Source organism: Marinomonas sp. ef1, assembly GCF_002806845.1.
GTDB classification, from domain to species: domain Bacteria; phylum Pseudomonadota; class Gammaproteobacteria; order Pseudomonadales; family Marinomonadaceae; genus Marinomonas; species Marinomonas polaris.
Genome location: NZ_NHTT01000002.1, coordinates 458,873 through 471,995, shown reverse-complemented (window position 1 = coordinate 471,995; position 13,123 = coordinate 458,873). Strand labels below are relative to the sequence as shown.

Genomic DNA, 13,123 nt, shown 5'->3' with positions numbered 1-13,123 from the left:
GACTAAAAAGCACAGTAAGAATAAGTAAAGACATCTTTCAATAAGCAATAACTCGGCAAGTGTTGTAAAATATTTGCGTTGATCAATAAGCCAAGGGCGCAAGCTCTTGGCTTATTTTATTTTCAGTCTTAAATAGTCACTATTGTTCATTAATCTAGAATCAAATATCGGAGCTTTTATGCTTGCTTATCAATGGGGTATTTTTGCTATTGCCCTAGGTACTTTCGGAATAGGAACAACTGAGTTCATGCCTATGGGCCTGTTACCAGTTATTGCAGATGGCGTGAATGCATCCATTCCGGCTGCGGGTTTATTGATTAGCGCCTATGCCGTCGGTGTAATGATAGGTGCTCCATTAATTACTTTGTTTTTAACACGTTATAGTCACAAAACCTCTTTGCTTGCGTTAATGGTGGTTTTCGTCGTTGGTAATTTACTCTCAGCGGTATCTGTTAATTACGAGACTTTCTTAGTTTCGAGAATCATCACCAGTCTTTCTCATGGCGCTTTTTTTGGTATTGGTGCCGTTGTTGCCATGAATTTGGCACCTTTCCATAAAAAAGGTTCTGCGGTAGCGTCGATCTTTTTAGGCTTAACCATTGCGAATATTGTTGGTGTTCCTATTACTACTTGGTTGGGGCAAAATTTTGATTGGCGTATTTCATTTGCAGTAACTGCGATATTAGGTATTGTCGCTTTTATCGGTATCAGCCGCAGTTTGCCCGTTATGCCACGGGCTGAAAAGCCGGATGTGAAAACAGAGCTTAAAGCTATCATGCAGCCTGCTGCGCTGCGAGCGTTTGCGACTACGGTGATGTGTGCAGGATCAATGTTTACGCTTTATACTTACATTGCGCCTATCATGCAGACTTTGGCTCAAGCCTCGGATAACGCTATTGCAACCATGCTAATGCTTGTCGGCATTGGTTTTACGCTAGGAAATTACATCAGTGGCAAAGTAACTGATAAGTCACCAGATCTGGCTTTGTTTGCCTTTCTAGGCCTACAGGTATTGGTTTTATTACTGTTTCGCTTCACCTCAACGACGCTAATTGGTGCCAGTTTAACTATTTTATTATGGGGTGTTGTTATATTCGGTAGTGGGCCTCCATTGCAAATGCAAGTAATGAAAATCGCAGATCAAGCGCCAGGCTTAGCATCTTCTATAAACATTGGTGCATTTAACTTAGGAAATGCTTTAGGGGCGGCTCTAGGTGGATTGGTGATTAGTATTGGTTTCAGCTTTGATTGGATTCCAACTGCCGCAGCAGTGTTGTCTTTTCTTGCACTTGTCATGGTTTGGTTAAATCGTCGTAAAGCTATCAATGTGCCAGAAGTCAATATCGTTTAATAAGTTGTAAAGAATATAAATTAAGGGGGCAAAAATGTGCCTCTTGTTTTATGCTAAAACCTACTATAAAACCGCCTTTATAAATCAATGTAATGGATCTACAGTTGTGACAGTATTAAAAAGCAAATTCTTAAAGCTCAATCGGCTTATTTTATTTTTGGCCTTAACCGCTACCACCTTAATCTTCATTAACAGCTTTTATTCGAACTACGAGGTGCAGAAAGAGCAATTGATTCTGCAGACAATAGAAGTGAATAGGGCTTATGCCAGTAAGCTGTCTGATACGACAGAAGTGTTTCTGAAATCTTCTCTGCAACAGCTAACTTATACAGCTAACTCATTGTTTAACAAAATGCATGATGGCTCCCACCTAAAAGAAGAGGCTAATCGCCTTAAATTTCAAACGGATAGTTTTAATTCTGTGGTCATTAGTGATGCAAATGGTTTGACTCAAGCTGCTTCACCAGAAACTCTGGATTTAGTCGGAAGACGGCTTACCTCTGCCGGTAGTTTAGAAGCTATTGAGGAAAAAACGCTACTTATTAGTAGTCCATATCTTTCTACTCTAAAGAATTTGATTGTTTTTCTTTCTGCTCCTGTGTTTGATTTTCAGGGTAACTACCTCGGCTTTCTTGGTGGTTCTATCTACTTAAAAAGCCCAAATATTTTGAGTGAAATATTGGGCGAACATTATTATAAAAATGGTTCTTATATATATGTGATAGATCAAGACAAACAAATTCTTTATCACCCAGAAAAAGGACTCATTGGCTCTCTCATTGAAGGTAATGATGGCATTGATGAAATAATAGCGACAAAAGAAGGTGGCTTGCTATTAAATAATAGTAGAGGGATCCAAATGTTGGCCGGATACTCCACCATCCCCAGTACTGGTTGGATTGTCATTACTCAAAGTCCATTGAAATCCACTTTAGTACCATTAACAGGGATTATGGAAAAAGTCATTTTACGCACCTTACCTTTAGCTTTGGGCGTCTTTCTATTTATTTGGTTGTTTGCTAGAGCCATCTCTAAGCCACTACAACAGCTTGCAGACAAGGCTCGGTCGCTTGATAGCCCGACAGTTAGCCAGGATATTGAAAACATTCATTCTTGGTATGTGGAAAGTTTGGGGCTTAAACGCGCTATGTTAAGTGGCGTAAAACTTATTCAAAACCAGATTGGTGATCTTAAACGGGATGCGGAAACAGACCCATTAACCGGTGCGAATAATCGTCGAGCCTTTCAGTTTAAGCTAAAGCAGTTGGCTTTACTTGAAATGCCTTTTTCAGTATTAGCCTTGGATATAGATTATTTTAAACGTATTAATGATAGCTATGGTCATAGCGTGGGTGATGATGTGCTTAAGCAGCATACCCAAATATTGAATCGGTTTTGTAGAGATGGTGACATGGTTGCGAGAACGGGCGGCGAAGAATTTGTTCTGCTATTAAAAGAAACTTCTATAGAAGACGCTTTCTTAGTCGCTGAACGATTACGAATCGCGATTTCAGAAGAAACATTTGATGCAGTTGGTCACCTTACCGTTTCAATCGGTATAGCAGCTTGGGCAATATCTGATGAAATAAGTGTAGAGAAAACTTTATCATTGGCTGATCAAGCTCTGTATGAAGCAAAAGAACAAGGGCGAAATCGCTGCATTATCGCTTGATCTAAATAGCATTAGATTTCGGGAAAAAGAAAAGGGTGTGCATGGTAATTCATGCACACCCTTTTTTGTCGAATCTCAAATAATTAGCTAAATGTGTTTTTTTATCTAGTCCATTAGGGGGGCATTAAATATAGCTTTTAGCTTAAAACATGATCAACAGGTTTCATTTGAGGCGGTAGATCAATACTTCCAAGAGCTCTATGAACATCGCGTTCAATGATTCGAACCATTGAATCGGTTGGCAAATCATTGACATCGTTGCCAAATGGATCTTCTAATTCATTGCCTATTGCATCTAAACCAAAGAATGTATAGCTGACTATTGTCGTAAATATAGGGGCCAACCAGCCTAATGGCTCAGCCATTGCAAATGGTAATAACAAGCAAAAAATAAATGTCGTTCTATGTAATAGAAGTGTATATGGGAATGGAAGCGGAGTATTTTTGATTCTTTCGCAGTTAGCCTGAGCTTCAGATAATCCTATTAACCGCCTTTCAAGCTCTAAGTAACGCCATTCACTAATGATCCCATCAGAGGCTAGTTTTGAGCATTTTTCACCAATATTACTTAAGATTGTATCCGCTGGATTATCGATAAAAGTGAACTTATCATCAGATATCCATTTACTTAGGGAAATACTCTCATTATTGCCTTTTAATTTTGAGTTTAGAGCATGTGCAAAGGCACAAAGCATTTCTAAGATTTCCTCACGAGTCTGTGCATCTGGCATCACAATGCTTTCGCGGCAAAAAGCGCGTACTTCAATGATGATTTTCCCCCACATTTTTCTGCCTTCCCACCATCTGTCATAACATGAGCTATTTCTGAAACTCATAAAAATAGACAACGACAAACCTAAAAGAGTAAACGGAATTGAGCTTACATTCTCGAAAGACGCAGGATATGTTTTTTCTAACAGAACAATTAGTGAGGCAAAAACGGTGATTAATAAAACACGTAAAGCGATGCGTTTGGCAATCGAACCCTTAAGGGTCGTAAGTATAACTATCCAATTTGGATTTGGGCGAACAATCATGATGTAAAGCCTAAAGAAAGATTAAATAAACGGTTATGTGTCAGACCAAGACTTACTAAATTTACTCAGAATAAACATTCAGAGAGATGATTGTTTAACATTTCAATAGAAGGATGAATTTGGTTCGTGGATGATAGAGCCAGTGATGATGGCTTCCAAGCATTAGTAATCATCAGCTGAAAAATAGTCGTTATACGCATAAAGCATCCATTCTCACTATTTCCGATAATGACATTTATCGGAAATAGTGTAGAGATACAGACCCTACGTTGCCTGATTTTTGTACCTATTGAAGTTATTAATATTGCCTAGGATTAATTATTCTGAATCTTTAAATAAATTAAATTTTAAATCCGCTATGTTCACTCAACTATCTTCGCTGAGCATTTATCTAAGAAAGGTGCTATAACTTTATAAATACTTAAGTTCAGATATCTTAGGGAAAGGCAAATGACGGCAAGACTACCTATGACTATTAAAACAATAGAGCTATTAAAAACGCAGTATTCCGAATATGTAATTCGGAATGCACTGTATTGGTTAGAATCGCCTACGGAACTGACTGAAAACGCTGATTTTTGGTATATACATATACCTAGTGATGAGTTCAAAATAAGTGCAGCTTTGTCTCAATTATTGAACGACTATCGGCTGAGAGAAATATTGTCAATTCGTACAGGCAATGCAGATACTCTTCAGAATTTAGTGATCGAGCAATTAGTAAAGGTGCAAAAATGACACCTTTACCATTTAATTTCGAACGCCTCTCTAGTAATAAAGTATTTATCAGCAATATCGGTGGGTTTAGTAACATAATAGATTCAGATGATCTCGTACCGCTTATTGAGTCTCCTAGCGATTTAGAATATACAAAAAGACATGAATTACAACAACAAAACTTTATAACGACCAGTGATGATTACAAGCTTTCAATTACTACATTAGCTTCTGCTTTTGCCAAGCGACTTACAGCTGAGATACAATTTAATCCCGTCTTTATGGTTGTACCTACCCTTCGCTGTGACCACACTTGTAAATACTGTCAAGTAGCTAGAGCCCCTATTGAGCAAATTCAATATGACTTAAAAGAATCGGATTTAGCATTGATAGTGCAACGTATATTAGTACTTGGTAAGGCACCATATTGTATAGAGATACAAGGTGGGGAACCCTTAATAAGGTTTGACCTGATACAAAAATTATATGATTTATGTGAATCTGAATTAATTGAATTTAAGTTCGTAATAGCATCAAGCTTGTCACTACTGACGAATGATATCTTAAATTGGGCAAAATCAAGAAATGTCGATTTTTCTATGTCTCTTGATGGACTAAAAGAGGCACATGATGCTAATCGAATTTTGGCGAGTGACAGTTCCTATCATAGAGCTATTCAAGGTGCTTTAGCTGTTAAAAGTACATTAGGTCTGGAACGTTTGGGAGTAGTTACTACCATCACAAAAGATTCTCTAAAATCCTACGAGGAACTGGTTAAAAGCCACCTCGATTTAGGAATAACTTCCTTCTTCATAAGGCCTTTAAGTCCATACGGATTCGCAGGAAAAAAAGAGATGGGGTCTTATGAATTAACAGATTACTTTATTTTTTATCGTAATTTTCTTAAAAGACTCAAAGAACTTTGGCTTAGAGGTCATCTCGTTTCAGAACACTCTATTGGTGTACATATAAAACGCTTAATTAGCCCTACTTTTAATTCTTACGCCGATTTGAAAAGCCCTTCAGGTTTTGGATTAAATGCAATTTTATTTAATTATGATGGTCGTGTCTTTGGTTCAGATGAAGCTAGAATGCTTCAGCGCTTACACCCTGAAATTGACTTTAGTCTTGGGGATTTAAGTGACAATACGTTAAACATTTCTGCTGTCACAAAATCTATCGTAGATGGGGGAATAAACTATAATAAACCAGGATGTGTTGATTGTGCTTTCCAACCTTTTTGTGGGGCAGATCCACTACAAAATATCTCTCTATTTGGAGAGTCTATTGGACATAAAGCACACTCTCCTTTCTGTGAATACCATAAGGGAATGTTCAGAATTGCCTTAGAGTATTTATATGGATCACCTGAAGACAAATCATTTATCTTGGATGTAGCTCAATGAACTCCCCTATGCGAATTGATCTTTTTGATCTCACTGAGTCGACAGCCTTTATTAAACATGGATATTATTACCTTGCCAAGAATCCTATTACAACAAATAAAGCACTACCTGTTTTACGGGTTTTTGCTGGCAATGCTCCCCGTCATATTACAGAACAATACATTATTGATGCGGAGCTTTTTAACACCATAGAAGACGGTGATATTGGTATGTCGAACGGGAAAGGCAGTATTAGAGTAATACTCAGCCGACGAGCTAATCACAACACCCTTCTTCTTACAGAACGATGTGATAATCTATGCATGTTTTGTTCACAACCACCTAAGAACAGAGACGACTCATGGCTATTAGATTTAGCTGAAAAAGCAATTTTAGATTTCAACTTTAATGGTGTAATAGGTCTTTCTGGCGGTGAGCCTCTTTTGTATGGAGAGGGTTTATTCGAAATGTTGAAATCAATTCGTACCTTAGTACCTCAAACCTCACTACATATTTTGTCAAATGGCAGAGCATTTAAAGATAAAAAATTTGCACAACAGATAGCTTCACTTTCAAATTATGGAGAGATCATTTTTGGTATTCCACTTTATGCAGCTTCAGCTGAAGTACATGATCAACTAGTGGGTTCTCAAGGTGCTTTTGAAGACACTGTAACAGGCTTAATTAATGCTGGGAATTCAGGTATTCCTATCGAGTTGAGAATAATTCCAACAAAACTTAATTATCAACAGATTCCAGCACTCGTGGAATTTTCAGCTAGAGTGTTTTCTTCTCTGTCACAGATATCAATTATGAACTTAGAGCCCACTGGGTGGGCAAAAAAAAATTGGCTAGATCTCTATATGTCTCCAGATTTATATGCTGACAAGCTCACTGATGCAATTAAATTTTCTAAATTGTCTAGAATTCCGGTTGCTTTGTTTAACTATCCACGTTGCCATCTTCCTGAAAAAATCAGGCAATTTTCTGTTAAATCTATTTCTGATTGGAAAAACTATTACCCAGATGAGTGTAAAGATTGCCTTGAGAAGTTAGCTTGCGGTGGGTACTTTACTAGTACAAATGGAGAAAGGTTTGATCCTCCAAGGAGTATTCAATGAAAAGATCTTTTGGATTAGCTGCGATGCTACCTGGATTTCTCTCTCTCAATGCTAATGCAATAGTTGAGAGTTATGTTGAACCAAAAAATATAGGACTACTTGATGTAATCATTGCTCCCTTGAACGTAAATACACCTACTTATCTAGCTGGCCATAGAAGCCATCAATCACATTCATCGCATGGTTCACATCGATCTTCTGCTGGAGGTGGTTATTCAGTCCCTTCTAAACCTGTAAATCCAGCTTTCCCGCTTTCAGATCCGCTTGGTAGACCTTCCTCACCACCAACAACAACGCCTAAGAGCTCACCTTCTACTACAACATCTAAGACCATATCCGGCTCTGAAATGCTAGAGCAACGGGAATTAGTTGTTCGAAAGGTGCAAGCTATGCTAACAGTGCACGGTTATTACTCTGGAAAGATAGATGGCATTTTGGGTGAACAGACTCGCACAGCCATTTCTAGCTACCGAAGAGATACAGGCTTAAGTGGAGGAAGCAAAATAGATTCTGTCCTATTAAATTCTTTAGGTATTTTAGCTCCATGATGAAAACTATTTTCTACGCGGGCATAGCAATTTTTTGCTTTAGCTGGACAGGTAAAAATATAATAGCTCCTGGATATGCTTATCTACTATATTCTGATAAGTACATCGATTTGGCAGGACAGTGTGCTAATGCGATGGATGAAACTTGGTTCATTGAGCAGAAAGGGAATGATATTCTGAATAAAACTGCACAAATCCACCTTTTATCTTGCCATGAGTATGATGTAACTCGCAAAATAATGCTTTCACTGGGGCTCAATGAAGACGTTTTATCATATCTAGGACTTAGAGCCCTTGAGGTTCACCAAAGGAGTACTGAGGAATTTGTTCAACAACATCGATTCAATGAGCGTTAAAGTGCCTTATCTAATAACAGTATTATTTATAGGCTTCTTAATTAGTACGCGAACATATGCCTTATCAATTGATGATCGTCTTACACGAGTTATCGAAACTTTTTCTCTTAATCCTGCAAGTTGTGGACAAACAAACCCTCAGATTCAAAATGATAACTTAGTCGCACTAGGACGTTTTCTTTTTAACACGACAGTTCTTAGTGGCGGTAAAGATACTAGTTGCTCAACATGTCATTTGGATAGCAAGCATTTAACAGATGGTTTGCCTGTAGCCGTTGGAGTTGGTGGGCATGGAGAAGGCATGGCGAGAATGGCTTCAGGAGGCATCATTGTCCCAAGAAATGCTTTTAGCTTATTTAATCGCAGTCATCCAAAATACAAGACTTTTTTCTGGGATGGAAAAGTTATTGAACAAGAAGGGCTTATATATAGCCCTATTGGCGAGGCAGCTAGTAAAGGGTTCAATTCAGCATTTTCTGTTGCAGCAGTGCTCCCTATTCTTGCTAAAGATGAGTTTCTTGGTGAGCAGCAGATTTACAGATCCAGCCGCAATCTGGAACTAGTTGAGAGTGTTTATTTTGATGAAAAATTCAATGCAGCTAATAAACTAATCAACGAACTACTTACTTTTAAAAGCGAAGAAATAAAAGAATTAAATAAACTTAAATCCGAGGCTGGAATTGAAACATTAAATTTAGCTAATATAGGCAATGCAATTACTGCTTTTTTAGCTGTAAAGTTAAACAATGAGTGCCAAGTTAGTCAGTGGGATAAATATCTCGCAGGAAATAAACAGGCACTTACTCCTGTCCAGAAAGAAGGAGCAATTTTATTCTTCGGAAAAGGACGTTGTGCAGCTTGCCATAATGGCGACCTATTCACAGATATGGGCTTTCATTCTATTGGTGTACCACAAGGTGATTTTGGCACACATATTCATGGACAGGATATCGGGCGAGCAGGAATTACATTCGAGCAGAAAGATCGGTATAAGTTCAGAACACCTCCTTTACTTGGTGTATCGAAAACTCCGCCTTATGGCCACAATGGCTCATTTCAAGATTTAATAACTACTGTACGTTTTCACGTAAATCCAATTCCATTTTTAGCTAAAAATGGTTGGACATCTGAACGAGAGTTGTTAACGTACGGAAAAATTTTAAGCTCTAGATCTGAGATTCTTGGATATATTGATTTAGAATCAGAACAAGAATTAGAAGCAATAGTTAGCTTTCTTGAAGGTTTATAATCACTCTACCTATAAGGCGTTTATCTGTGCATGTATTTGATCGATTCAAACTAATGAGAGCCTTAAAAAATAATAATCAGACCTGAATAGGTCAAGGTCATGGTTGCTTGCTCACAGCTCATTTAGCAAATACGCAAAAGACGGTTATTCTTGTCTTGCCAAGAAATGTAGTTATGAAATGAGTCCGGAGAGCGAATTTTATCAGGCCGACAGTATTATGTCGCTATTTATAGTTAAATCTTGCCACTTTACCAATAACCACTATTTTAATTATTTGAGATAGTTAAGTAGCTCATGTAAAGAGCTTACCTGATGCGTTGGCGTAATGTCTTCAGGATGTGTTTTGTTGTGATGATTGAGCCAGCAAGTATCAAAGCCAATGTTATTTCCACCTAGAATGTCAGATTCCAGTGTGTCACCGACCATTAGTACATGATTTTTATTTGGCGTACCCATTTGCTCTAAAGCATGTTCGAAGATTTTAGGATGCGGCTTAGCAACACCAACAAGTTCGGAAATAACAACTGGTGAAAAATATGGCAGAAAGCCAGTTCGCTCTAGGCGGATATGTTGTAACTGTGCAAATCCATTGGTAATGATGCCCATGTTTACTTTGTTTTCATGCAGATGCGTTACAAGCTCTATAGCACCTGGTAATGTTTTACAAATTTCAGCCATGGAGTCTAAAAACTGTTTATTAAGCTCTTTGGTGCTTATGGCCAATCTATCGCTCCAAAGTTTAAAACGACGTGTTTGTAATTGCTCTGCGCTAATTTGTCCATTTTGATATTCTACCCAAAGCGGTTTATTTACAGCTTGGTATTCATCATATTCTGGTTGCTCAAAACTGACGCCATGCTTAGAAAACATGTGTTTTAAACCTGCGAAATTATCAAAATGAAAAAGGGTTTCGTCAGCGTCAAATAAGATCCATTGATATTTCATTGTTTCAACTTATATATTGCTTAATTTATGTATATTAATAATGTTCAGGATGAAGAACTGGAGCTAACGCAAGCACTAATGCTTGGGTATACACGCTTTCTCTTGTAGCGGCATGGTTTGTAAATAAGCCGATGGCGCCGCCTTTTTGTCGAATGTTATCGGTATTAAATAGCTCATCCATCACTAGCCCTAGTTCTTCATTGGCTTGTAAGCGCTGATAAACCTTATTGGGTAGAGGTAAATTAGCTGAACGGCCGGTCATTAGTTCACCATCACTATTTAAAATGGCAACATAAGCAAAGGTCGCGGCGCCCTCCTCGAATTCATCGACGCCACCTTCCATGGCTACAAAGAAGTTCATGTCTGTGCTCGCGCTATGTTCTGAACAATACCTAGCACGGTTTTGTGCACCAAGGCGTGTTTCTGCTTCTGTCATCGGTTGATCAGCAACATCAGACGGAGCATGCATTTCTTCACAATGAATGGTGTGATTAGGAAATACCTGTGAAAAAGCCTGTCTTGCAGCATTTACTTTGACGGGATTAGTTGATCCAACACAAACTCGAATGACGGTGCAACCTAGTTTAGTAGTCATTTACGCCTCAATTTCAAAAAGTATAAAAATAAAAAAGCCGCTACGTTGTTAATAGCGGCTTGGTATTTAGACTATTATTAAATCTAAGCTTGCCCTTTAATAATGGGCGTTGGGCAAACTACATCGGCATTTTGTGCTCTGTGTCTTAACAAATGATCCATAATGGTCAAGGCTAACATTGCCTCAGCAATAGGTGTAGCACGAATACCAACACAAGGATCATGGCGGCCTTTGGTGATAACTTCTATTGGATTACCAGCACGGTCGATACTTTTACCAGGGATAGTAATACTGGATGTTGGTTTTAGAGCCATATGGACAACAATATCTTGCCCAGAAGAAATGCCACCTAGTACACCGCCTGCGTGATTGCTTAAAAAACCTTCTGGCGTCATTTCGTCACGGTGCTGGCTGCCTTTTTGCTCTACAACATCAAAACCGTCACCAATTTCTACGCCTTTCACCGCGTTAATACTCATGATGGCTTTTGCAATGTCTGCATCTAGGCGATCAAATACAGGCGCCCCTAAACCAGGCATAACATTTTTAGCGATAACGGTGATTTTTGCACCGACTGAATCGCCTTCGCGACGAAGTGCAGTCATATATTCCTCAAGTTCCGGAATAGCATCGGGATCTGGGCTAAAGAAGCTGTTGTCGTAGACTTGGCTTAAATCTTTGACTTCCAATTTAATTGGACCAAGTTGTGACAAGAAACCTTGGATTTCGATACCAAATTGTTGCTTCAAGTATTTCTTGGCAATGGCACCAGCTGCTACGCGCATCGCTGTTTCACGAGCAGATGAACGACCGCCACCACGATAATCGCGGAAGCCATATTTTTGATCATAGGTGTAATCAGCATGGGCAGGACGAAAAGTCTCCGCGATATTGCCATAATCTTTTGAGCGCTGATCGGTGTTTTCGATCATTAAACCAATCGGTGTTCCCGTGGTTTTGCCTTCAAAAACACCAGACATTATTTTTACTTCGTCAGCTTCGCGACGTTGTGTTGTGTGTTTCGATGTACCGGGTTTACGTAGATCTAAATCACGCTGTAAATCCGCTTCGCAAAGCTCTATGCCTGGCGGGCAACCATCAACAATGGCGCCAAGCGCAAGACCATGACTTTCACCAAAGGTGGTGACTTTAAAAAGTGTTCCAAATGTATTACCAGACATAGTTTATTTCTGCTCTTGTAATAGTTCGCTAAGTTGTTCTTTAGTTAGGATAAAAACACCGTTACCACCCTGCTCTAATTCTACCCACATAAAGGGAATATTAGGATAAGCGGCTTGTAAGGCTGTTTCAGTATTTCCTACTTCGTAGACTAATATACCGTCATCTTGCAGATAATGCGCGACTTGGGATAAAAATTCATGGGTGAAATTGAGGCCATCTTCACCGGATGTTAAGGCTAATTCAGGCTCATTATGAAATTCTGCAGGTGCATTTTCAAAGTCGTCTGCATCCACATAGGGTGGATTACAAATGATCAGGTCGTATTGTTTGCCTGCCAAGCCTTTAAACATATCTGAATGAATGGCATGAACTCGCTCTTCGACTTGATGACGGACAATATTTTCATTGGCAACTAATAATGCGGGTTCACTGATATCGGAAATATCGACTTCTGCATCGTCAAAGACTAAAGCTGCCGCAATACCCAAACAACCAGAGCCAGTGCACATGTCTAAAATATTCAACGGATAGTTTTTAAGCCAAGGTGCAAATTCACTTTCCAACAAAGATATGATTGGAGAGCGAGGAATCAATGTGTCTTTGGTAACTTTAAACGGTAGTCCCATAAACCAAGCTTCCCCTAGAAGGTAAGGCAATGGCTCGCGTTTAGTGATGCGAGTTTGAACTAGCTTAAGAATGTGTTTCTTTTCATTGTAGGTCAGTGCGCAATCCAACATATCACGATCAAAGTCGAGTGGAAGTTTTAATGCCCCCATAACAAGATGAACAGCTTCATCCCATGGATTGTCTGTACCATGACCGTAAAACAAGTCTGCCTGTTTAAAGCGACTGAATGTCCAACGAATGAAGTCTTTGATGGTGGATAAATCACGAACGGCTGATTGCTTGTAGCTCATCTTCTCTTCTTAATTATGAATGCGCGGATATGGCGAGTAACTTATTAT

Annotated in this window: 13 protein-coding genes; 8 read left to right on the top strand and 5 right to left on the bottom strand. The window is 38.9% G+C overall.

The window, feature by feature from the left end; all coding sequences use genetic code 11:
• Positions 1-178 precede the first annotated feature (178 nt).
• Together CCS02_RS04640 and CCS02_RS04635 are read left to right on the top strand one after the other, a co-directional pair.
• Positions 179-1,351: an MFS transporter gene (locus tag CCS02_RS04640; protein WP_100185854.1), complete on the top strand. Its 1,173-nt coding sequence runs from the start codon at positions 179-181 to the stop codon at positions 1,349-1,351.
• A 106-nt stretch (positions 1,352-1,457) separates the two neighbouring features.
• Positions 1,458-3,023, top strand: coding sequence for a sensor domain-containing diguanylate cyclase (locus tag CCS02_RS04635; RefSeq protein ID WP_198515328.1), 1,566 nt, complete (start codon positions 1,458-1,460; stop codon positions 3,021-3,023).
• 137 nt (positions 3,024-3,160) lie between these two features.
• Here the strand turns inward: CCS02_RS04635 and CCS02_RS04630 are convergent, their stop codons facing one another.
• Positions 3,161-4,060: a bestrophin family protein gene (locus CCS02_RS04630; RefSeq protein ID WP_100635945.1), complete on the bottom strand. Its 900-nt coding sequence runs from the start codon at positions 4,058-4,060 to the stop codon at positions 3,161-3,163.
• 450 nt (positions 4,061-4,510) lie between these two features.
• Here CCS02_RS04630 and CCS02_RS04625 point away from each other — a divergent pair, with 450 nt between their 5' ends.
• The 6 genes from CCS02_RS04625 to CCS02_RS04600 are packed head-to-tail and all read left to right on the top strand — an operon-like array spanning position 4,511 to position 9,436.
• Positions 4,511-4,798 (top strand): hypothetical protein, encoded by a 288-nt coding sequence (locus CCS02_RS04625; protein WP_048813998.1) that lies wholly within the window; start codon positions 4,511-4,513, stop codon positions 4,796-4,798.
• The gene (gene hxsB, locus CCS02_RS04620; protein WP_100635944.1) at positions 4,795-6,183 is read left to right on the top strand and encodes a His-Xaa-Ser system radical SAM maturase HxsB; all 1,389 of its coding nucleotides are present in this window, start codon (positions 4,795-4,797) and stop codon (positions 6,181-6,183) included. The genes CCS02_RS04625 and hxsB overlap by 4 nt, the downstream gene beginning before the upstream one ends.
• Positions 6,184-6,191: 8 nt before the next feature.
• The gene (gene hxsC / locus CCS02_RS04615; protein ID WP_232728819.1) at positions 6,192-7,283 is read left to right on the top strand and encodes a His-Xaa-Ser system radical SAM maturase HxsC; all 1,092 of its coding nucleotides are present in this window, start codon (positions 6,192-6,194) and stop codon (positions 7,281-7,283) included.
• Positions 7,280-7,831, top strand: a complete 552-nt coding sequence (gene hxsA, locus CCS02_RS04610) for a His-Xaa-Ser repeat protein HxsA (protein ID WP_100635942.1) — start codon at positions 7,280-7,282, stop codon at positions 7,829-7,831. The genes hxsC and hxsA overlap by 4 nt, the downstream gene beginning before the upstream one ends.
• Positions 7,828-8,187: a TIGR03982 family His-Xaa-Ser system protein gene (locus CCS02_RS04605; protein WP_100635941.1), complete on the top strand. Its 360-nt coding sequence runs from the start codon at positions 7,828-7,830 to the stop codon at positions 8,185-8,187. The genes hxsA and CCS02_RS04605 overlap by 4 nt, the downstream gene beginning before the upstream one ends.
• Positions 8,156-9,436: a His-Xaa-Ser system-associated MauG-like protein gene (locus tag CCS02_RS04600; RefSeq protein WP_232728818.1), complete on the top strand. Its 1,281-nt coding sequence runs from the start codon at positions 8,156-8,158 to the stop codon at positions 9,434-9,436. Before CCS02_RS04605 ends, CCS02_RS04600 begins: the two co-directional genes overlap by 32 nt.
• 270 nt (positions 9,437-9,706) lie before the next feature.
• Here CCS02_RS04600 and yjjG read toward each other — a convergent pair whose 3' ends face one another.
• From yjjG to prmB, 4 genes are all read right to left on the bottom strand, one after another.
• Positions 9,707-10,381, bottom strand: coding sequence for a pyrimidine 5'-nucleotidase (yjjG, locus tag CCS02_RS04595; protein WP_100635939.1), 675 nt, complete (start codon positions 10,379-10,381; stop codon positions 9,707-9,709).
• A 34-nt stretch (positions 10,382-10,415) separates the two neighbouring features.
• Positions 10,416-10,976 (bottom strand): inosine/xanthosine triphosphatase, encoded by a 561-nt coding sequence (yjjX, locus tag CCS02_RS04590; protein ID WP_100635938.1) that lies wholly within the window; start codon positions 10,974-10,976, stop codon positions 10,416-10,418.
• Positions 10,977-11,059: 83 nt separating this feature from the next.
• On the bottom strand, positions 11,060-12,157 hold the full coding sequence (gene aroC, locus CCS02_RS04585; protein ID WP_100635937.1) for a chorismate synthase: 1,098 nt from the start codon (positions 12,155-12,157) through the stop codon (positions 11,060-11,062).
• Positions 12,158-12,160: 3 nt separating this feature from the next.
• Positions 12,161-13,075: a 50S ribosomal protein L3 N(5)-glutamine methyltransferase gene (gene prmB, locus CCS02_RS04580; RefSeq protein WP_100635936.1), complete on the bottom strand. Its 915-nt coding sequence runs from the start codon at positions 13,073-13,075 to the stop codon at positions 12,161-12,163.
• Positions 13,076-13,123 lie beyond the last annotated feature (48 nt).